Raw genomic sequence first — 20,000 nt, 5'->3', positions numbered from 1 at the left:
AGCCGAGCCCGCGAGACATCGCAAGGCGGTCAAAGGTGTCTCTCGCCGCCGAGGTCAAGATAGCGGCGCGGCACCCTGGGAAGCACACCGGTAAGCAGCGTATAGCTGATGGTGTCGCAATGGCGCGCCACGGCATCCACCGACAGAACCTTACCGTTGGCTGCTCGTCCCCACAGCACCACCTCGGAGCCGATGCCGGCCTCGGGGATGTCCGTGACATCCACGGTGAGCATGTCCATGGAAACCTTGCCGGCGATGGTGGCTGGCTGCCCCCCTACCAGTACAGGCGCACCATCCACGGCGTGGCGGTCGTAGCCGTCGCCATAGCCGCAGGCCACTACCGCGATACGCGACGGCCGCGGCGCTCGCCAGCGGCCGGCATAGCCGACCGCCTCGCCGGTCTTCAAGTCGCGCATGGCGATGATCTTCGAGCGCAGCGTCATGACCGGCTTCAAGCGTCGAGTCGCATCGCTGGCAACTTCCAGAGGGTCGCTGCCGTAGAGCATGACCCCGGGGCGCACCCAGTCCCCATGCGACTCGGGCCAGGCCAGGGTCGCCGGAGAATTTGCCAGGCAGAGCGGCGCATCGAGACGCTCGGCCAACTGCCGCATGCAGGCGAGCTGCCGACGAAAATAATCGGGCTCGACGGCGTCGGCGGTGGCGAAGTGGCTCATCAACTGCACCGCTGTAACGCACTCGGTGCTCTTAGCAAGCCGCTGCCAAACACCGACGGTCTCCTCGGGCGTGAACCCCAGGCGATGCATGCCGGAGTCGACCTTGAGCCACACCGGAATCGGCCTCGCCGGCCGGTGCGCCAGCAAGGCATTGACCTGCCACTCGCTGTGCACCGCCAGCCACAGGCCAAGCGCTTCGACGCGGGCCAGTTCGGCTGCCTCGAAGATACCTTCGAGCAGAACAATGGGGGCTTCGATGTGCCCCTGGCGCAGCGCCTCGGCCTCCTCGATGCTGGCCACCGCAAAGGCAGGAGGCCTGACATCGTCCGGCAGGGATTCCAGCGCCGCTGCACAGGCCACGCTGCCATGACCGTAGGCATCGGCCTTGATCACCGCCAGCGCCTGGCTGTGAGGCGCCAGCTCTCGAGCCAGCAAGTAGTTGTGACGCAGGGCGTCAAGATCGATGTCAGCGACCAGGGGCCTTGCCATGAAAACCTCCAACACGAAAAGCAATGACGCCGAATTATCTTCTATATGGTTGTCATAATCACGAAAAGAACCACCGATTTATCGGTGGTTCTCCAGGGATGATTCTATAATTCCACAAAATGTCAGTCGGTATTAATGCTGACCTCCTTCATGCCGATCAGTCGTCACGAAGGCGCCCGGGGACGCTCGCCGATGTTCATGACCGGATTGTCACTTCCCTCGTCCGGCAGTTCAAGGGAGACGCTCTCCTCCTCGGAGAGCCAGGCATTGACGGCCTGAATGGAATCCGCCCCCAGCAGCCCCGCCTGCAACTGTAGCTGCAGCAGGCCCAGAACATAGTCATAGCGAGCTTCGGCATGGTCGGCGATGGCATTGAACAGGCTCTGCTCGGCATTGAGCACGTCGACGATATTGCGCGTGCCCACCTCGTATCCTGAACGTGTCGCTTCCAGGGCGCTCTGGTTGGACACGATCGCCTGGCGTCGCGCCTCGACGGTCTCCACATCATTGTTGACACGGGTAAAGAGCGAGCGTACCTGCTGGATGGTCTCACGCCGCTGCGCCTCGAAATCGTATTGGGTTGCCTCGAGCAGGAACCCGCTCTGGCGGATCTGCGCCTCTGTAGATCCTCCCGTATAGAGCGGAACACTGGCACGCAACCCCACCTGGCTTTCGGAATTGTGGTTCGTCCCCGTGCGATCGCTCTCGGACCAGCCATAAGTGGCGAAGGCCGAGACCACCGGCCGCTGGCCGGCCCGGGAAATGTCCACCTGACTCCTGGCAACCTCGATGCCGGCCTGAGCCATCAGCACCATTGGACTGTTATCCATGGCGAGCGTCACCCAGTCCTCGCGATCGCCCGGTACAGGCGGCACGATGGGGATGTCGTCGTCCAGGGCATCGATGCTGTCATAGCGATGACCGGTCAGGCGCTCCAGTGCCTCGAAGCTGACCTGCATGGCGCTTTCCGCCGCGATGCGCTGAGCGCGCGCCAAATCGAAGGAGGCCTGGGCCTCATGCACGTCGGTAATCGCGATAAGCCCGACTTCGAACCGTTCGCGGGCCTGCTCCATCTGGCGACTGATGGCAATTTCCTGTGCCCGCCGTGAGCTGAGAATGTCGTGGGCTCGCAGAATCTCGAAATAGGCATCGGCTACGTTGAAAAGCAGCTGCTGCCTGGCCACATCCAGTGACACGGCATCGCGGTCGATCTCTCTCTCGGCCCGGGCGAGCTGGGCCTGCCGCGCTGGATCATAGAGCGCCTGCTCTGCCTCCAGGCTCACCCCAACGCTATTGATGGTATCGTCCTGCGGGGTGGCCCCTATTTGGCCTTGAGGTACTGGCTGCTCCTGGCCGCTTGAATAGATACGCGAATGACTGACATTACCGCCAACCGAAATCTGCGGTAGCAAGGTGCCGCGCTGCACGTCCCGGGCTGCCTCTGTCGCCAGGAAACCGGAACGCGCGGAGGCCAGTTCGGCATCGTTCTGTAGGGCGTCCTGGGCAATGGTCCAGAGGTCGGCACCTTGCGCACTGCCGGCCATTATCAGAGAGACAAACGCGGCAATCCAGCGCTTGCGTAAGCAACGTGATGAGGCTGGGCGAGACATGTTGACTGTTCCCTTGACGACAAAACGCGCCTTGAAACCCCAAGGCGCGACGGTATGCGTTGTAGTGCACCCACTTACCGCACTTGACCGGAGGGGCCGCCAGACAGTCTTGCCGAGTCAGCGGCCCATCCAGGAGAGTAGCCGCTATTCGAAGATGGAGTCCATCGACAGACCCTGCTTCTCCAGTACCCGACGCAGTTTCTTGAGCGCCTCCACCTGTATCTGGCGGACTCGTTCACGGGTCAGCCCGATTTCATCACCGACTTCCTCCAGCGTCGCGGCCTCGTGTCCGCGCAGGCCGAAACGGCGGATCACCACCTCCGTCTGCTTTTCGGTCAGTTCCGCCAGCCAGTCGTCGACATGCTGCTTGACATCGACGTCGACCAGACTCGACTCGGGGCCCTGATCGTTATCGTCGGCGAGGGTCTCGATCAGCGGCTTGTCACTCTCGCCCCCCATCGGGTAGTCCACCGACGAGACGCGCTCATTGAGGCCCATCATCTTCTTGACCGCCTCCACCGGCTTGTCGAGGTGATCGGCGATCTCCTCGGCGGTAGCCTCGTGGTCGAGCTTCTGGGTCAGCTCGCGGGCCGCACGCAGGTAGATATTGAGTTCCTTGACCACGTGGATCGGCAAGCGAATGGTGCGCGTCTGGTTCATCAGCGCCCGCTCGATGGTCTGGCGAATCCACCAGGTGGCATAGGTGGAAAAACGGAAACCGCGCTCGGGATCGAATTTCTCGACGGCACGAATCAGGCCGAGATTACCCTCCTCGATCAGGTCGAGCAGGGTCAGACCGCGATTGAGATAGCGCCGGGCGATCTTGACCACCAGGCGCAAGTTGGATTCGATCATTCTCGATCGGCCGGCAGGGTCGCCCTTCTGGGCAAGGCGGCCGAAATAGACCTCCTCCTCCGGCGTCAGCAGGGGCGAGAAGCCGATTTCATTGAGATAGATCTGAGTGGCATCGAGGCTGTGATGGTAGTGTTTGTCCTCTCGACTCAGCGCCTTCTCGAACGCCTCCTCATCCCTGGCAACACTCTCTTCACTGGCTTCACCGCCTTCGAGCTCCTGCTCGGCCTCGGTGACATCCTCTAGATTCACGTCCTGAAGGTCCCGTTCAAGCATGCTCATCGGTTGCTACCCCGTTGTTTCGTCCTGAGGTGCCGGTTTACACCAGACATCATCTTTCGGCACGCACCGTTCTATTATTATGTAATTCACGGCGACGCTAACGTCGCCGTGCCGCCCGGTAGATGGCCCGAAGCGACGGTCTATCGCTCCGGCAGATAGTTCAGGGGGTCCTGAGGCTGGCCATCCTTGCGCACCTCGAAATGCAGCCTGACACTCTCGGCGTCGCTATCGCCCATGGTGGCGATGACTTCACCGGCCTCGACCACATCGTTCTCCTTTACCCTGAGGCTGTCGTTGTGGGCGTAGGCACTAAGGTATTGATCGTTGTGCTTGAGCAGGATGAGATTGCCGTAGCCTCTCACACCGCTCCCCGCATAGACCACGATACCTGGCCCGGCTGCTTTGACAGGTTGCCCCTTTTGCCCGTCGATATCAATCCCGGCGGTGATACTTCCCCCTTCACCGAAGCGACCGATCAAGGCGCCATCGGCTGGCCACCGCCAGTCGACCTCGTCCACCGGCGTGTAGCTTCGACCTTCACGCTCAGGCTGTTGTTCCGGTGCACCCGCCACCTCGGTGCCGGCATCCGGCTCCGGCTGCTCGGCAGGCGTCGGCGCCTCGGCCACTTCAGGCTCCACGGCGGGCTCAGGTGTGGGATCGGGCTGGCGTTCCGCCTCCGGTTCCGGTTCCGGTTCCGGCTGACGCTCAACAGCGGCCTGTGTCCCGGCGACCTGGGCGGCACTCTCCACCGCTGCCTGGCTCGTGCTCGGCTCACCGCTCTCCAATGGCTCGGCGGTCAAACGACGGCTGCGCTCGATGGCCTCATCATCGGGCAACAGCCAATCGGTATCGCCAGCCTCGGCGGTACCGCCCAGGGCCGTGGCCGTAGCCGTGGCGCCGGCCATATCTCGCTGCTCGTTTGGCTCCTCGGTGCGGGGCCGTGCGGCACCACTCCCGCCCAGCTCCAACTGCTGTCCGGGCTCGATCCGGTAGGGTGGGCTGATCTGGTTGAGGCGCGCCAGATCGCGGTAGTCCATCTCGTGACGCCAGGCGATGCCGTAGAGCGTGTCGCCGGCCTCCACGGTGTAGTGGCTCGCAGAAGCACGCTCGCGGCTCACGGAGAGGTCGCGAACCTGCGGAGCGGACTGGTCCTGTTGAGCGGCACAGCCGGCCATCGCCAGGGCGACGGCGGATACCAGAAATACCTTACGCATTGGAGCCATCCTCCTTGTCAGGCGCAGTTTGAGTGCCGGCCGTTACCTTGCCGGAAGAGCTCACGCGATGATAGCCGGCCAGGGCCAGTACCAGCACGGCACCAACCAGCATCGTGGCCAGTACCAGCAACATCAGTCCGGGTTCCCCCGTCAGATTCGCGTAGTCTCCAGGGGTCAGGTAACGATAGTCGAGGGGAATCATCTGCCCTTGGGGGCCGAGCTGGTAACGTACCAGCTCCCGCCAGGGCCAGAGCACCGGCAGCGAGCCGACGATGAAACCGATCAGCAACTGCATCGTGGCGGTGTGATGATGGTGCAGCAGCCACGACAGCAGGCGCGAAAAGCCGAACAGGCCGATCAGGCAGCCCACCGCGAAGATCGACAGCAGCTCCAGGTCGAAACCGCGAATGCCTTCCATCACCGTGCCGTAGAGCCCCATGGTCAGAAGCAGGAAGCTGCCGGAGACTCCAGGCAGCAGCAGTGCGCTGATGGCGATGGCGCCACCCACGATCAGCATCAATGCCTCACTGCCCAGCAGGGTGATGACCGGCATCAGCGAAGGCAGCGCATGGGCCAGCAACAGACCAATGACGAGAGGCAGCAGATGCCACAGCTTCCAGTCGGCGGGGTGACGACTGACCACGATGGCCGAGGCGGCCACCAGCCCGAAGAAGAAGCCGTTGAGCAGCAGCGGGTGCTCCTCCATCAGCCACACCACCAGGTGGGCCACCGTGACCAGGCTGGCAACGATACCCAGCAGCAGTGGAATCACAAACGTCAGGTTGAGGTGGGTGGCCAGCAAGGCAAGGCCGCCACGACGCCAGGCAATGAAGGCACTGGGGCCGAACTGCTTGATGGTATGGATCAGCTCCTCGTAGATGCCGGTGACGAAGGCAATGGTGCCACCGGACACCCCGGGAACGGCATCCGCGGCTCCCATGCCGGCGCCCTTGAGGAATACACTGAGTTGACGCTTCAACGAATCACTCCTTGCAGCAGCGGCACGAAACGTACTTTCTCGAGCCGCTGGACTTCTTGTCGGTTGCCGACGCGATGCACCCGGGTCAGCCATTGCTCTCCCCCGGCATCGGCCAGCGGCAGAATCATGACGCCGCCATCGGCGAGCTGGGACACCAGCACGTGTGGCAACTCCTGGGCACAGGCGGTCAGCAGGATGACGTCGAAGGGTGCCGCTTCGGACCAGCCGTGCCCCCCGTCCGCCAGTCTCAGCCGGACGTTGTGTGCCTTGAGCAGCCGCAGGCGCTCAGCGGCTCGGTGATGCAAGGCATTGATTCGCTCAACGGACCAGAGTTCCGGCACCAGCCGCGCGAGAATCAACGTTTGGTAGCCGGAGCCGGTGCCGATCTCCAGCACGCGCAGGGGCGACTCGTTGAGTACCAGCTCGGTCATCCGCGCCACCATCCAGGGCTGGGACAACGTCTGGCCCAGACCGATGGGCAGCGACGTGTCCTCGTAGGCCCGATGCGACAGCGCCTCATCGAGAAACAGATGGCGTGGCTCACTGGCCATGGCAGTGAGCACCCGCTCGTCCTTGATACCCTGATCGGCCAGGCGTGCGACCATCCGGTCTCGGGTCCGCTGCGATGTCATGCCAACCCCGCGCAGCAGCTCGGGCAATTGTTCAGGTGAATGCATCCAGCCAGCCTTGCACGTCTTCGATGGCCGCATGACGCGTCAGATCGGTCTGCAGCGGCGTGATAGACACATAGCCCGCCTCGACGGCGGCAAAGTCGGTATCCGGCCCATCATCGGCATTCCTGCCGACGGCTGCAATCCAGTAGCGCAGCCGGCCTCGCGGATCGCGAACTTCCATGGGTCGCTCGGCGGGCCCGCGATAGCCCATTCGGGTTACCCGGAAGCCCTGAATTTCGTCCCAGGGGAGATCCGGCACGTTGACGTTGAGCAGGCTGCGCGGCGGCAAAGACAGCTGGTCCGCCGCGCCGACCAGGCTCGCCGCCACCCTGCCTGCGGTATCGAAATGCCGAGAGCCCACCAGCGACATGGCGATGGCCGCCATGCCCAGGTTGCGCCCCTCCATGGCCGCCGCCACGGTACCGGAATAGAGCACGTCGTCGCCCAGGTTGCCGCCATGATTGATCCCCGAGATCACCAGGTCGGGCTTCTCGTCCCACAGGGCGTTGACGCCCAGGTAGACGCAGTCTGCCGGCGTGCCGTCCACGCAGTGAAAGCCGTTGTCCAGCGCCGTCAGCGACAGTGGCCGGTTCAGCGTCAAGGAGTTGCTGGCACCGCTGCGGTCGCGGTCGGGCGCCACAACCCGAAGGCGGGCGTGTGCGTCCAGCGCGTCGTACAGAGCGCGCAGTCCCGGGGCGTGTACGCCGTCGTCATTGGATAGCAAGAGTCTGCGCATCGATAGGGTCTCGTAGCCCTCAAAGGGGTCTCAGGTTCAATTCAAGCGAGCGCCAATGGCGCACTCAGCGTCGGATGCTCGATCAGCTCGCGCAGTACCGCCGTGGCAAAGCTACCGCGCGGCAACGTGAAATCGAGCCGCAGGGCGTCCGGCTCGCGGGTGAGGCGGGGCTCGCCCAGGCGCATGCGCAGGGGCCGGCGGGCCAGCTTCACACCGGCCCGCTCCAGGCCATCGCAAAGCGGGCCATGACGCTCGCGCAGGGCCTGCTCGTACTCCGCTGCGGCCCCTGCGGTAACTGACGTGCCGACCCCCCAGAGCACCCCGCTGGGGTGCAGATCCAGTCGGGTGGCCCGCTCGGCCAGCTCCGCATCGACGGTTTCGACAGCGAATTGGCTGGCGGTACCATCCAACATCGCCACCTCCCCTGGCAGCAGCCGGGCCCAGTTGCCGTCCCCCTGACGCATCGCCAGCAGTTCATTGAACAGATAGCTGCGAGCGGTGGAGAGCATCATGCCTTCCCGATCGTCCCGCTTGCGCCAGCCGCGAGCCAGCACCGCTCGGGCCCGGGCCAGGTTTCGACCATCGGGGCCGAAGCGCTGCGGGCCGAAGGCGTTGGGCGCACCATGCCGGCAGAGCCACTCCCAGCGCGCCTCCAGGCCTGGTGTCTGCACCGCCTCCCCGGTAATGACCAGCGAGAAGCGGTTGCCGCGGTGGACGCCACGCTTGAGCTTGCGGGGATGGCGCGCCTGTTCGAGCACCTCCACGCCATGGGTCGCCAGGCGCTCGGCCAGGTCACCGGGGGCTTCGCGGCCCGGCAGGTGCACCGATAGCCACTGCCGGGTCACGGCGACGCGATCCTTCATGCCGGAGTAACCCACGGCGCGCTGCGTCACCTCACAGGCGCGAGCCAGATGGCGCACTGCCTCCAGGGTGGTAAGCCCCCGCTTCTCTATCCAGAGCCAGAGATGCTCCCCCTGCCCCTCCGGGGCGAAGTCGAGGATCTCCTCGACGACGAAATCCTCCGGGGTGGCGCGATAGTCGCCGGCCGGCGGAGGACCGAAATCGGCATCCAGCACCCGGGGCCAGGGCTCGGCATTTGCGGCCAGGGTCATCGGGAGGCCCCCGCTGTCGCTGCCTGCTCATCATGGGCCAGCAGCAGAACCACCGCCTCGGCGGCGATGCCCTCGCCACGACCGGTGAAGCCCAGCCGTTCCGTCGTGGTCGCCTTCACGTTGACCGAACCCGGCTCGAGGGCGAGGTCGGCGGCAATACACGCCACCATGGCGGTGATGTGCGGCGCCAGCCTGGGCGCCTGGGCGATGACCGTGGCATCCACATTACCGACCCGGTAGCCGGCATCAGAGACCAGGCCGTGCACGTGTCGCAGCAAGGTACGGCTGTCGGCGCCCGCCCAGGCCTCCTCGGTATCGGGAAAGTGACGCCCGATATCACCCAGGGCGCAGGCACCCAGCAGGGCATCGCAGATGGCATGCAGCAGCACATCGCCGTCGGAGTGGGCGACGAAGCCATGCTCGAACGGAATGGCGACGCCGCCGATCATCAGCTGGTCGCCTTCGCCGAAGCGGTGTACATCGAAGCCATGGCCGATTCTGAACATCTAGCGTTTCTCCCTGCAAGACGCAGCAGCGGGCCCCGGCCCCTCGGCGTGCTGTGCCGCGAGTATCCGTGCCGCCAGCGCCAGGTCTTCCGGATGAGTGATCTTGAGATTGTCTCGCCGACCGGCCACCAAGCGCGGTTGAAGGCCCAGCGCCTCCACGGCGGATGCCTCGTCGGTCACGACCAGCCCTTGCTGCCGGGCAGCCGCCAGGGCACGGCGCAGAAGGCCATAGCGAAAGCCCTGCGGGGTCATGGCGTGCCACAGCCCCTGTCGCGATTCGGTGGCCGCCACCCGCCCTGCGCCATCGTCACGCTTCATGGTGTCGGCCACCGGGGCCGCAAGCAGCCCACCCACGGCATCGTTGCTCAGGGCCTCGTACAGCCGCACCAGGTCATTGACGGTGACACAGGGCCTGGCCACGTCATGCACCAATACCATCTCCTCGTCGCCGGCCTGGCCAGACAGCGCCGCCAGGGCGTGAGCCACGGAGTCGGCCCGCTCGGCACCGCCGGCCACCCGCTGCCAGTGGGCAAAGGGCACCCAGGCCGGGTCGAACAGGGTGTCGTCCGGGTCGAGGCAAAGACACAGCCGCGCCGCGGGAAAGGCCTGATGCAGGCGCGACAGGGTGTGAGCCATGACCGGCTGGCCAGCCAGAGCCAGATACTGCTTGGGCCGCTGGGCGCCCATGCGGCGCCCCTGCCCTGCGGCAGGCACCACCAGCCAGAGCGCTTCACTCATCGGCAGCGGCTCCTGAAGTGGAGGAGGGCTGGCGCACCAGACCGGCGTTCGCCTCCACAAGGCTACCCTCGATCACCACGCCCGGAACCCAGTAGAAGTGCTCGTCGGTGCGAACCATGCCGATATCGCTGCGGGCCCGCTCCTCGATGGCGTCCAGCCCGGTCTTGAGGTCGACCACTTCGGCGCCAAGACGCGCATTGCGATCGCGTAGCGGCTTGTTATCGGCATCCAGCACGGCGACCCGCTCGCGAATCTCGCGCAACTCCTGCACGCCGCTGTCGCCGAGCCACAGCCGGTATTGCAGCATCGCCAGCATCACAAGCAGGGCGATGGCGAGCCACCTTAGCATCGGGAACCTTCCTCACTGATTCGAAACGGTCGCCATTATGCCACCTTCGCCCCCCCGGCTCACGTCCTGAACGGCAGGGCCTGCTCAGCCATCCGGCTATAGGCCGCCACATGGCGCTCCTCCTCGGCACAGAAGCGCGCCACGGCGGCACGCAGACCCGGATCGGCCAGGTAGTGCAACGAGCGCAACCGATGCGGCGCGAAGCCCCGGCTCAGCTTGTGCTCGCCCTGGGTGCCGGGGTCGAAGCGAGTCAGGCCTCGAGCGAGACAGTGCTCGATACCCTGGTAGTAGCAGGCCTCGAAGTGGAGCGAATCGGCCTCCACCTCGCTGCCCCAGTAGCGCCCGTAGAGCGTGCGGCTTCCCTGCAGGCAGAGCGCCGCAGCCACCGGCCTGCCTTCCAGGCGCGCCTGAACCAGTACCAGCGCCGCGGGCAACGTGCGATGCAGCCGCTGAAAGAAATCGAGATTCAGATAGCCATGGCGGCCGCGCTCCAGATAGGTGATCTCGTAGCAGCGATAGAAGTGCGCCAGGTCCTCCGCCTCGATCGCTTCGCCCTCCAATCGGTGCAGCGTCAGTCCCTGCTCGGCGACCAGGCGTCGCTCGCGGCGGATCGACTTGCGCCGTTTCGAGGTCATGGCCGCCAGGAAGCCGTCAAAATCGCCGTAGCCCCGGTCCTGCCACTGGAACTGGACCCCGTGGCGGACCACCAGCGTCGGCCTGGCCGCAAGCCAGCCGTCCACCTCCTCCCGCTCGGCAAACAGCAGATGCCAGCTCGATAGCGAGCCGTTCTCCCAGGCACCGGCGAGGACGTCACGGGCAGCCAACGGGTCGACTCCCTCCGCCAGCGCCAGCCGCGGGCCCGGCGCCGGCGTGAAGGGAATCGCCGTCAGCCCCTTGGGGTAGTAGCGCCCCCCGGCGCGCTCCCAGGCGTCCGCCCAGTTCCAGTCGAAGACATACTCGCCGTAGGAGTGATACTTGTGGTAATGCGGCATGGCCCCGACCAGTGCCTCGCCCTGCCACAGCGTCAGGTGGCGCGGCTCCCAGCCCGTGGCGGCTCCCACCGATCCGCTGGCCTCCAGGGCATGGAGGAATTCATGGCGCAGGAAGGGATGATCGTGGCCAACCAGGGCGTTCCACGCATCGGCTGTCACTGCCTCGATGGCGGGGAGCTTTTTCAGGACGAGCTCGGACATGCGACTCCTGCTTTTTCGGTGATGACCGATACCGCCGGCTGACAAGCGACCGGCAAACCGCCTACATTGTGCCCAGACCCACCCGCTCCTTCCATCACCCTCATACAGGGAGACGCGAATGGCCGACGCCAGCCAGCTGTCGGCGCACCTCGACGCGCAGCGCCAGGCCTTCGATGCCGAGCGCTACCCGACCCTCGCCGTGCGCCGCGACCGCCTGAGACGACTGGGCGACATGACCCGGGAGCATCGCCAGGACATCATCAAGGCGATTCGTCAGGACTTCGGCTACCGCCCCGAGGCCGAGACCCGGCTGCTGGACATTGCTCGGGTGCTTCAGGCCGTACGCCATGCTCGCCGACACCTCAAACGCTGGATGCGGCCCAGCCGAGCGGCCGTGCCCTGGCGGCTATGGCCGGCCCGTGCCCGCGTGCATCGGCAGCCCCTGGGCACGGTGGGCATCATCGCCCCCAGCCACTCGCCCTGGAGCCTGGCCCTGCTGCCCGCGGTGGATGCCCTGGCGGCCGGCAACCGGGTGATGATCAAGCCCAGCGAAAGATCGCCGACGACCAGTGCCCTGATGGCACGGCTGGCCGAACACTACTTCTCCCCACAGGAACTCAAGGTCATCACCGGCGACGCGGGAACGGGGCGGGCCTTCGCCGCCCTGCCCTTCGACCACCTGCTGTTCACCGGCGACGACCGGGCCGGGCGGGAGGTCGCCCTGGCCGCCGCCGCAAACCTCACCCCGGTCACGCTGGAACTGGGCGGCAAGACCCCGGTGTACATCGGCGTCGATGCCGACCTGGAACGGGCGGCCGAGCGCATCGCCTTCGGTAAATGGTTGAGCGCAGGGCAGACCCGCCTCGCCCCGGACTATGTGCTGGTGCATGAGCCGCATCTGAGCGCTTTCGTGGCGGCCCTGACCCAAGTGGTGAAGCGCTTTCACCCCGACGGCGCTGCCGGCGACGACTACAGCGCCATCGTCGGCGAATCGCACCGCGAGCGACTCGATGCCATGCTGGAGGAAGCGCGGGATCACGGCTGCAGGGTGATCCCGCTGGGCGAGACGGTCGAACTCAGCCGGGGCGCCAAGCTGCCGCCGACGCTGGTGATCGACCCGCATGGCGAGCTGGCCATCATGCGTGAGGAGATATTCGGCCCCTGGCTGCCGATCATCGGCATCGGCGACCTGGATCATGCCCTGGCCTTCGTTCACGAACGGCCTCGCCCGCTGGCGCTCTACGCCTTTACCAACGACCCCGAGCGGCGCAGGCGCATCCTCGAGGACACCCACTCCGGCGGCGTCGTCTTCAACGATACGCTCTGGCATAACGCCGCACCCAACTTGCCGTTCGGCGGCATGGGTGGTTACCAGGGGGAGGCCGGTTTCCTGCGCTTCAGCCACCAGCGCAGCGTCTTCCTTCAGGCCAGGCGCAGCAGCGTGAGGCTGCTCAACCCGCCCTACCGACACTGGCTCTACCGGCTGATGGGGTTTTGAGGAAAAATACGTAATAAAACTACATAGTAGCCGAAAGGCACGTATCATGACGGGGAAAAATGCGCGATAATTTGTAAACTTACCGCAAATACCACTCAACGATGCGAGGTACCCCATGGCTCGCCCATCCGCAGCTCTTCATTCAACCGTCCACCAGGTTACCGAGCGCATTCGCAAGCGTTCACACGAGCGGCGCAAGCTCTACGAAGCCCACATGGCGGCCCAGCACAGCCAGGGCGTGCATCGTGGCGAGCTCTCCTGCGGCAATCTGGCTCACGGCTTCGCCGGCTGCGATGTCGCCACCGACAAGGACCGGCTAAAGCTGACGAACAGCGCCAACCTGGGCATCGTTTCGTCCTATAACGACATGCTTTCCGCCCACCAGCCCTTCGAGGACTACCCCGCCGCCATCAAGGAAGCGGCACGCGGAATGGGTTCCACGGCGCAGTTTGCCGGCGGTGTGCCGGCGATGTGCGATGGCGTGACCCAAGGGCAGCCGGGAATGGAGCTGTCGCTCTTCTCCCGCGACGTGATCGCCATGGCCACTGCCGTAGCGCTTTCCCACAACATGTTCGACGCCGCGCTCTATCTGGGGATCTGCGACAAGATCGTACCTGGCCTGTTCATCGGCGCAGCCCGCTTCGGCCACCTGCCGGCCATGTTCGTGCCCGGCGGCCCCATGACCAGTGGCCTGCCCAATAACGAGAAGGCGCGCATCAGGCAGCTCTATGCCGAGGGCAAGGTGGGTCGCGACGAGCTGCTGGAGGCAGAGTCCCAGTCCTATCACAGCCCCGGCACCTGTACCTTCTACGGCACCGCCAACTCCAACCAGCTGATGATGGAGATGATGGGGCTGCACCTTCCCGGCGCCTCCTTCGTCAATCCCGGCACGCCGCTGCGTGACGCCCTGACCCGCTACGCCACGGAGCAGGCGATTCGCAACACCGAGCAGAGCGGCGACTACCGTCCGTTCTACCGCCAGATCGACGAACGCGCCATCGTCAATGCCATGGTCGGCCTGCTTGCCTCGGGTGGCTCCACCAACCACACCCTGCACCTGGTGGCCATGGCCGGCGCGGCGGGCATCACCATCGACTGGGACGACTTCACCGAGCTCTCGGCGGTGGTCCCCAGCATGACCCGCATCTATCCCAACGGCCAGGCCGACGTGAATCACTTCCAGGCCGCCGGCGGGATGAGCCTGCTGATTCGCGAGCTGCTCGATGCCGGCCTCATCCATGGCGATATTCCCACGGTGTTCGGCACCGACCTGCACGCCTATACCCAGGAACCCTTCCTCGAGGAGGGCAAGCTGGTATGGCGCGAAGGCCCCACGGAGAGCCATGACCGCGATGTGCTGCGGCCGGTGGCCGACCCCTTTTCTCCCACCGGCGGCCTCACGGTGCTCGACGGCAATCTCGGCCGCGGGGTGATCAAGATCTCGGCGGTCAAGCAGGAGCACCGCGTCATCGAGGCGCCGGTCAAGCTGTTCGATGACCAGAATCAGGTGAAGGCGGCGTTCGAGTCGGGGGAACTCGACCGCGATGTGGTGGTGGTGGTTCGCTTCCAGGGCCCCAAGGCCAACGGCATGCCGGAGCTGCACAAGCTCACCCCCTTCCTGGGCGTGCTTCAGGATCGCGGCTATCGGGTCGCATTGGTCACCGACGGCCGCATGTCGGGCGCTTCCGGGAAGGTGCCGGCTGCCATCCATGTGACCCCCGAGGCGGTCGATCGCGGCCCGCTGGCCAAGCTTCGCGACGGTGACGTGGTGCGCCTGGACGCCGATAGCGGCGAGCTGCGCGTGCTACTCGATGCCGCCGAGTTCAACGGCCGTCCCTGCGCCGACATCAATCTGGAACATAGCCACTTCGGCATGGGCCGCGAGCTGTTCAGCGGTTTCCGCCACCTGGCCGCGAAGGCCGAAGAGGGAGCCGGGGTGTTCGGCGGCTTCGAGGCAGAGGTACTGGCACGGCAGCTCGAGACGATTGAGCAGGAGGATCAATGACCCGACCGGCGCTGATCGGAGACATCGGTGGCACCAACGCGCGCTTCGCGCTGGTGGCGCCAGGGGCCTTCGAGCCCCATGACATCCAGACCCTGCCCTGCGCCGACTATCCCGGCGTGGTGGAAGCCGTGCGCGACTATCTGGCGAAGGTCGAGCAGAGCGGGGCCCAGGCACCGGAAGAGGCCTGCCTCGCCTTTGCCTGCCCCATCGAGGGCGACCGGGTGCGCATGACCAACAATCACTGGGCCTTTTCCCGGCGCGAGACCCAGGCGTCACTCGGGCTGACGCGACTGAAGGTGATCAACGACTTCACCGCCCAGGCGCTGGGCGTGCCCCACCTGGGTCCCGACGAGCTGGTTGAAGTCCAGCCGGGAGAGGCCCGCGAGCACAGCGTCCAGCTGGTGATCGGCCCCGGCACCGGCCTGGGTGTGGCCGGCATCTTCCCGGGACGCCACGCCTGGATACCGCTGCCCACCGAGGGCGGCCACTTCACCTTCGCCCCCACCGACGAACGCGAGCAGAACCTGCTGCGCCATTTCCGCAACCGCTATGGGCGGGTCTCGGTAGAACGCATCCTCTGTGGCCAGGGGCTGCTCGACCTCTACCTGGCCCACTGCTCGCTGAAGGGGGCGCCGCCGTGCCATGCCACGCCTGCCGAAGTGACCGAGGCCGCTTCGCACGGAGACGGCATCGCGCGTGATACGCTACTGCGTTTCCTGAAGATCCTCGGCGACGTCAGTGGCGATGCGGCCCTGGTCATGGGCGCTCGCGGCGGGGTCTATCTCTGCGGCGGCATCCTGCCGAGGCTGCTCGACTGGCTTCCCCAGAGCCGTTTTGTGGAAGCCTTCACCGCCAAGGGGCGCATGAGCGACTACACCCGCGCCATCCCGGTTCACGTGGTCACCGCCCCCTGGCCGGGACTGCTGGGCGCCGCCGAGGCCCTGCGCAACGAAGAAGTGGAATGACCTGAAACTAGGAGAGCGAATGATCCCGTCACGCCTGCGAGCCCTGCTCGACGAGACCGATGGCCAGCGTCAGTGCGAATGGGCCGGCCGCCCCGTGTGGCTGGCTCGCGAAAGCTGGGGCGAACTTGCCGTCTGCCTGCAGGGCGCCCAGGTGCTTCACTATCATCCTTACGCGTCCGAAGCCACGCGGGCTGAGGGCTCTTTACCGGCGCCGCTCTTTAGCGCGTCCGACGACACGCGCAATGACACCGACGCTGCCGGCCCGGTCGAGCAAGAAGAGGCGCTGGTGCCCGGCGGCTGGCTGTGGGTGACGCCAACGCCGCAACCGCTGCCCGGCGCCATTCGCGGCGGCATCCCGCTGTGCTGGCCCTGGTTTGCCGATGACAGGGGCGCCGACGAGACGCCGGACCGGTCGGGGCCCTTCCACGGCCCTGCACGCAAGGCCGATTGGCGGCTGGACGCCGTGGATGAACACGAAGACGGCATCGAGCTGCACCTATCTCCCGCCGAGCCCCTGCACACCCAGCTGGCTCCCCGTGCGGTGATACAGGCCAACGCCCGCCGCCTGCACGTGGAGCTGATCACCGAGCATGTCGGCGAGACCCCGGTCAAGCTGAGCGGCGCCTTGCATACCTACCTCGCCGTGACCGACAGCTTCGCCTGTCGCCTGGAGGGGCTGGCCGGGGCCCGCTATCTGGACAAGCTGGCCGGCTTCGCCGAGCGCGACCAGCAGGGCGAACTGGCCGTGCGTGGCGGCCTCGACCGCATCTACCACACCAATGCCGAGCTGACTCTCGACGATGGCAACCGGCGCCTGCGGGTCGCCCGCCAGGGCAGCGACTCCGCCGTGGTCTGGCATCCGGGCGAGGCACCACCCGACGATACGCCGGCCGGAGCCTCGCGCCGCTTCCTCTGCGTGGAATCGGCCAATACCCGCCTGGACCCGGTGTGGCTGGTACCCGGTGCCCAGCACCTGCTGGGAACCACGCTCTCTCTGGATGAGGGCGCCCGCGAGTCCGACGCATGAGCACCGCCGCCACCTTCGAGGTGCCCTTCCTGCTGGGCATGATGCGGCTGCACGAGGAACCGGCCCTGCATCCCCCGGCGCGGCTGGCCGACTGGATCGAGGCCCGCCTCGACGAGGGGCACGACTGGTTCGACCACGCCGACATCTATGGCGACCGCCAGGGCGAGGCGCTGTTCGGCGCCGCCCTGGGTGCCCGCCCCGGACTCGCAAACCGGGTGAAGGTGGTTACCAAGGCGAGCATCGTCACCCCGGAGCGCGACACCTCCCCTCATCGGGTCAAGCACTACGACAGCTCGCCGGCCTATCTGGCGCGCGCCATCGATGGCTCGCTGGCGCGGCTCGGCGTAGCACGGCTCGACCACTTTCTGCTCCATCGCCCCGACCCACTGATGGATGTCGAGGCCACCGGCCGGGTGCTGGACGACGCCATCGCCGCGGGCAAGATCGGCGCCGCCGGGGTCTCCAATTTCCTGCCTGAGCAGTGGCGCCGCCTGCAGGGAGCCATGCATCGGCGCCTGGCGGCCCACCAGCTGCAGCTCTCGCTGGATCACTCCGCCCCGCTGTTCGACGGCAGTTTCGATGCCCTGGTGGCCGACGGCCTGGCACCGATGATCTGGTCCCCCCTGGGCGGCGGCCGGGTGCTCCAGGGCCCGGCGCGCCCGCTGCTACTGAGGCTGGCCGGAGAGTACGGCGTGCCCCCCGCTGGCCTGGCCCTGGCCTGGCTGCGCGCCCTCCCCGGCCGCCCTGTGCCGGTGGTCGGCAGCCTCAAGCCCGAGCGCCTCACGGCGCTTGCCGCGGACGCCGGCCTCGCGCTCGACCGCCCGGCCTGGTTTGCCCTGCTCGAAGCCGCCCGGGGCCACGACGTCGCCTGACTCGGCCGCACCAAAATTACAGCACCACCAGACCGTGACGCCACGAACCACTATCGAGGACACCACCATGACCCCAGTGATCGCCTTCGGCGAGGCCCTCGTCGACATGCTCTCCAGCCGCCTCGGCGACGCCACCGAGGGCCCCGAGACCTTCACACCCTATGCCGGCGGCGCCCCGGCCAACGTAGCCGTGGCCTGCGCCCGACTGGGGGTTCCGAGCCGTTTTCTCGGCATGCTGGGTGATGACTACTTTGGCGATTTCATCGCCGCGGAGCTTGCGGCACACGGTGTCGACCTCTCGGGCACGGCACGTACCCGAGAGGCGCGCACGGCACTGGCCTTCGTCTCCCGCGACGCGGCGGGCGAGCGCACCTTCGACTTCTACCGGCCGCCCGCCGCCGATCTGCTGTATCGGCTCGAACACCTGCCGGCAGGGATCTTCGCCCACCCCGCCATCGTGCACTTCTGTACCAACAGCCTGACCGAATCCGATATTGGCGAGACCACCCTGGCCATGGCCGACATGGCCAATCGTGCCGGCTGCCTGGTCAGCGTGGATGCCAACCTCCGGCACAACCTCTGGGAGAGCGGTGTCGCCGACATCACCCTGACCAACCGCCTGCTCGACCAGGCCGGGCTGGTCAAGCTCTCAACCGATGAACTCGACTATCTGCGTGGCGATCACCCGGTGGAAGCCTGGCTGGCCGAGCGGCTCGCCGCCGGCGTGAAGCTGATCGTGATCACCGATGGAGCGGGCCCGGTACGCACATTGGGGGTCGGCAGGGACTTCCGGGTCGACCCGCCCAGGGTGCAGGCCGTGGATACCACCGCCGGGGGCGACGCCTTCATCGGCGGCCTGCTGGCGGAACTGGCCGAGCGGGGTATCGAAGGTGACTGGCACCAGGACGACGCCTTCCTCATGCGCACCGTCGAGTTCGCCTGTCGCTGCGGCGCCCACGCCGTGACACGCCCCGGTGCCTATGCCGCGCTGCCTGATCGAGGAGATCTGGCACATCTGCGGCAATAAGTTCGTCGCTGAAGAAAGCCGCACCGACTGGCTCATGTCGCCGCTGACCACTCAGCCAAGCGGCAGCCGCTCCGGCAGGCGCCAGCGCAGGGTGCGCGAAACCATCTGCTGGCCAGGACGATAGTCGCCCCTGGCGGCGGCCAGAGCGGCGGTCAGTGTCGCGGCAGCGATGCGGTCGTGGTCCTGCACCGCCGAATTGACCGGCAGCGGCAGGAAGTCGAGGAGCCGGTTGTCACCGAAGGTCGCCATGCGCAGCGACGGCGGCAGCCCGCCCTCTTCCAGCAGCACATCGAAGACGCCATCCAGCAGCGTATAGGAGGCGGTGACCAGGGCGTCGGGGAGGCCACGCTCGGCGAGCAGGTCGCGCATCAGCCTGGCTCCCTCGTCGCGCTCGTAGCGCTCCGCGCAACAGGCAAACACGGCGGCGCCGCTGCCCGATAGCGCCTGCTGGAAACCGGCGCGGCGCTCGTGCGTGATCGTCAGTCCCGGTACCGCGTCCAACCAGGCCACGCTGGCCACGTCACCGCCCAGCACCGAGCGCGTCAGCCGCTCGGCGGCGTCCCGGTCGTTGCTCACCACGCAGGCGAAGCGCTGGGGATCGAAGCCACGGTCCACGGCAACCACCGGCAGTCCTTCAGCCATCAGCTCGGCGTAGAAAGGGTCGTCCATGGGCAGGCAACTGGCGGTGATCAGTACCTCACAGCGCTGGGCGCGCAATGCCAGTGCCAGGTCGCGTTCGCTCTCCGGCTGGTCTTCGGAGCCTGCAATCAGCAGCTGGTAGCCCTGCTCTCGCGCGCCGCGCTCCAGTCGCTTGGCGAGTCGCGCGTAGCTGACGTTCTCCAGGTCGGGAATGATCAAGCCAAGCGTGCGACTCGAGCCACGGCGTAGTGCCGCCGCCTGGGCATCGACCTGGTAGCGGTGCTCTCTCACCACGGCCATGACCCGGTCGACGGTATCCTGGCTGATGCGCCGCTCCGCGGCCTTGCCGTTGATCACGTAGCTGGCCGTGGTACGCGACACACCGGCCAGCCGGGCGATTTCGACGAGTGTCATGAACATCCTCACTGTGAGTGCCGAAGGAACCCTACCCCTGCCAAAGTCGTAGAAATAGAACCTTGCCAAACAGTATGAATCGTTCCAGCATGAAAATCACCAGGTGACACGATTCAGCCAAGCCTGAAACCACCAATTCGGTGGC

General features: G+C 66.3%; 19 protein-coding genes. 6 read left to right on the top strand and 13 right to left on the bottom strand.

Annotated elements, in window-relative coordinates; translation table 11 throughout:
* Positions 1-29 precede the first annotated feature (29 nt).
* From alr to DU505_RS01375, 12 genes are all read right to left on the bottom strand, one after another.
* A complete protein-coding gene (alr, locus tag DU505_RS01430) occupies positions 30-1,163 on the bottom strand; it encodes an alanine racemase (protein WP_114477207.1) in 1,134 nt (377 codons plus the stop codon).
* Positions 1,164-1,327: 164 nt separating this feature from the next.
* Entirely contained in the window at positions 1,328-2,773 is a 1,446-nt protein-coding gene (locus tag DU505_RS01425) for a TolC family outer membrane protein (RefSeq protein ID WP_114477206.1), read from the bottom strand.
* Between the two features lie 144 nt (positions 2,774-2,917).
* Complete coding sequence (rpoS, locus tag DU505_RS01420; protein WP_114477205.1) at positions 2,918-3,907, bottom strand: RNA polymerase sigma factor RpoS; 990 nt, start codon at positions 3,905-3,907, stop codon at positions 2,918-2,920.
* Between the two features lie 140 nt (positions 3,908-4,047).
* Positions 4,048-5,121: a peptidoglycan DD-metalloendopeptidase family protein gene (locus tag DU505_RS01415; protein WP_114477204.1), complete on the bottom strand. Its 1,074-nt coding sequence runs from the start codon at positions 5,119-5,121 to the stop codon at positions 4,048-4,050.
* The gene (locus DU505_RS01410; protein ID WP_114477203.1) at positions 5,114-6,100 is read right to left on the bottom strand and encodes a DUF368 domain-containing protein; all 987 of its coding nucleotides are present in this window, start codon (positions 6,098-6,100) and stop codon (positions 5,114-5,116) included. Before DU505_RS01410 ends, DU505_RS01415 begins: the two co-directional genes overlap by 8 nt.
* On the bottom strand, positions 6,097-6,777 hold the full coding sequence (locus DU505_RS01405; protein WP_114477202.1) for a protein-L-isoaspartate(D-aspartate) O-methyltransferase: 681 nt from the start codon (positions 6,775-6,777) through the stop codon (positions 6,097-6,099). Before DU505_RS01405 ends, DU505_RS01410 begins: the two co-directional genes overlap by 4 nt.
* The gene (gene surE, locus DU505_RS01400; RefSeq protein WP_114477201.1) at positions 6,764-7,510 is read right to left on the bottom strand and encodes a 5'/3'-nucleotidase SurE; all 747 of its coding nucleotides are present in this window, start codon (positions 7,508-7,510) and stop codon (positions 6,764-6,766) included. Before surE ends, DU505_RS01405 begins: the two co-directional genes overlap by 14 nt.
* 41 nt (positions 7,511-7,551) lie before the next feature.
* Positions 7,552-8,622: a tRNA pseudouridine(13) synthase TruD gene (gene truD, locus DU505_RS01395; RefSeq protein WP_114477200.1), complete on the bottom strand. Its 1,071-nt coding sequence runs from the start codon at positions 8,620-8,622 to the stop codon at positions 7,552-7,554.
* On the bottom strand, positions 8,619-9,128 hold the full coding sequence (gene ispF, locus DU505_RS01390; RefSeq protein WP_114477199.1) for a 2-C-methyl-D-erythritol 2,4-cyclodiphosphate synthase: 510 nt from the start codon (positions 9,126-9,128) through the stop codon (positions 8,619-8,621). The genes truD and ispF overlap by 4 nt, the downstream gene beginning before the upstream one ends.
* The gene (gene ispD / locus DU505_RS01385) at positions 9,129-9,866 is read right to left on the bottom strand and encodes a 2-C-methyl-D-erythritol 4-phosphate cytidylyltransferase (protein WP_114477198.1); all 738 of its coding nucleotides are present in this window, start codon (positions 9,864-9,866) and stop codon (positions 9,129-9,131) included.
* Complete coding sequence (ftsB, locus tag DU505_RS01380) at positions 9,859-10,215, bottom strand: cell division protein FtsB (RefSeq protein WP_114477197.1); 357 nt, start codon at positions 10,213-10,215, stop codon at positions 9,859-9,861. The genes ispD and ftsB overlap by 8 nt, the downstream gene beginning before the upstream one ends.
* 59 nt (positions 10,216-10,274) lie before the next feature.
* Positions 10,275-11,408: a GNAT family N-acetyltransferase gene (locus DU505_RS01375; protein ID WP_114477196.1), complete on the bottom strand. Its 1,134-nt coding sequence runs from the start codon at positions 11,406-11,408 to the stop codon at positions 10,275-10,277.
* 118 nt (positions 11,409-11,526) lie between these two features.
* On the opposite strand from DU505_RS01375, the gene DU505_RS01370 reads away from it, so the two are divergent.
* The 6 genes from DU505_RS01370 (at position 11,527) to DU505_RS01345 (ending at position 18,802) form a co-directional block, all read left to right on the top strand.
* Positions 11,527-12,906, top strand: coding sequence for an aldehyde dehydrogenase family protein (locus tag DU505_RS01370; RefSeq protein ID WP_114477195.1), 1,380 nt, complete (start codon positions 11,527-11,529; stop codon positions 12,904-12,906).
* Positions 12,907-13,021: 115 nt separating this feature from the next.
* A complete protein-coding gene (gene edd / locus DU505_RS01365) occupies positions 13,022-14,911 on the top strand; it encodes a phosphogluconate dehydratase (protein WP_114477194.1) in 1,890 nt (629 codons plus the stop codon).
* Positions 14,908-15,876, top strand: coding sequence for a glucokinase (gene glk, locus DU505_RS01360; protein WP_114477193.1), 969 nt, complete (start codon positions 14,908-14,910; stop codon positions 15,874-15,876). Before edd ends, glk begins: the two co-directional genes overlap by 4 nt.
* Positions 15,877-15,895: 19 nt before the next feature.
* Positions 15,896-16,903 carry an aldose epimerase family protein gene (locus DU505_RS01355; RefSeq protein WP_181872696.1) on the top strand — a complete coding sequence of 336 codons (1,008 nt, stop codon included), beginning with the start codon at positions 15,896-15,898 and terminating at the stop codon, positions 16,901-16,903.
* Complete coding sequence (locus tag DU505_RS01350; RefSeq protein WP_114477192.1) at positions 16,900-17,775, top strand: aldo/keto reductase; 876 nt, start codon at positions 16,900-16,902, stop codon at positions 17,773-17,775. Before DU505_RS01355 ends, DU505_RS01350 begins: the two co-directional genes overlap by 4 nt.
* A 67-nt stretch (positions 17,776-17,842) precedes the next feature.
* Positions 17,843-18,802 (top strand): carbohydrate kinase family protein, encoded by a 960-nt coding sequence (locus tag DU505_RS01345; RefSeq protein WP_114477191.1) that lies wholly within the window; start codon positions 17,843-17,845, stop codon positions 18,800-18,802.
* Positions 18,803-18,853: 51 nt separating this feature from the next.
* Here DU505_RS01345 and cra read toward each other — a convergent pair whose 3' ends face one another.
* A complete protein-coding gene (gene cra, locus DU505_RS01340) occupies positions 18,854-19,855 on the bottom strand; it encodes a catabolite repressor/activator (RefSeq protein ID WP_114477190.1) in 1,002 nt (333 codons plus the stop codon).
* Between the last annotated feature and the right edge of the window lie 145 nt (positions 19,856-20,000).

Origin of the sequence: Billgrantia montanilacus, assembly GCF_003336675.1 — a bacterium.
Lineage (GTDB): Bacteria > Pseudomonadota > Gammaproteobacteria > Pseudomonadales > Halomonadaceae > Halomonas > Halomonas montanilacus.
The sequence above is the reverse complement of the archived record's forward strand: the minus strand, read 5'-3'. Positions and strand labels throughout refer to the sequence as shown.

Bases quoted from the DNA above. Each gene is read 5' to 3' on its own strand.
- alr (WP_114477207.1), bottom strand. From the start codon at position 1,163: ATGGCAAGGCCCCTGGTCGCTGACATCGATCTTGACGCCCTGCGTCAC.
- DU505_RS01425 (WP_114477206.1), bottom strand. From the start codon at position 2,773: ATGTCTCGCCCAGCCTCATCACGTTGCTTACGCAAGCGCTGGATTGCC.
- rpoS (WP_114477205.1), bottom strand. From the start codon at position 3,907: ATGAGCATGCTTGAACGGGACCTTCAGGACGTGAATCTAGAGGATGTC.
- DU505_RS01415 (WP_114477204.1), bottom strand. From the start codon at position 5,121: ATGCGTAAGGTATTTCTGGTATCCGCCGTCGCCCTGGCGATGGCCGGC.
- DU505_RS01405 (WP_114477202.1), bottom strand. From the start codon at position 6,777: ATGCATTCACCTGAACAATTGCCCGAGCTGCTGCGCGGGGTTGGCATG.
- surE (WP_114477201.1), bottom strand. From the start codon at position 7,510: ATGCGCAGACTCTTGCTATCCAATGACGACGGCGTACACGCCCCGGGA.
- truD (WP_114477200.1), bottom strand. From the start codon at position 8,622: ATGACCCTGGCCGCAAATGCCGAGCCCTGGCCCCGGGTGCTGGATGCC.
- ispF (WP_114477199.1), bottom strand. From the start codon at position 9,128: ATGTTCAGAATCGGCCATGGCTTCGATGTACACCGCTTCGGCGAAGGC.
- ispD (WP_114477198.1), bottom strand. From the start codon at position 9,866: ATGAGTGAAGCGCTCTGGCTGGTGGTGCCTGCCGCAGGGCAGGGGCGC.
- ftsB (WP_114477197.1), bottom strand. From the start codon at position 10,215: ATGCTAAGGTGGCTCGCCATCGCCCTGCTTGTGATGCTGGCGATGCTG.
- DU505_RS01375 (WP_114477196.1), bottom strand. From the start codon at position 11,408: ATGTCCGAGCTCGTCCTGAAAAAGCTCCCCGCCATCGAGGCAGTGACA.
- DU505_RS01370 (WP_114477195.1), top strand. From the start codon at position 11,527: ATGGCCGACGCCAGCCAGCTGTCGGCGCACCTCGACGCGCAGCGCCAG.
- edd (WP_114477194.1), top strand. From the start codon at position 13,022: ATGGCTCGCCCATCCGCAGCTCTTCATTCAACCGTCCACCAGGTTACC.
- glk (WP_114477193.1), top strand. From the start codon at position 14,908: ATGACCCGACCGGCGCTGATCGGAGACATCGGTGGCACCAACGCGCGC.
- DU505_RS01355 (WP_181872696.1), top strand. From the start codon at position 15,896: ATGATCCCGTCACGCCTGCGAGCCCTGCTCGACGAGACCGATGGCCAG.
- DU505_RS01350 (WP_114477192.1), top strand. From the start codon at position 16,900: ATGAGCACCGCCGCCACCTTCGAGGTGCCCTTCCTGCTGGGCATGATG.
- DU505_RS01345 (WP_114477191.1), top strand. From the start codon at position 17,843: ATGACCCCAGTGATCGCCTTCGGCGAGGCCCTCGTCGACATGCTCTCC.
- cra (WP_114477190.1), bottom strand. From the start codon at position 19,855: ATGACACTCGTCGAAATCGCCCGGCTGGCCGGTGTGTCGCGTACCACG.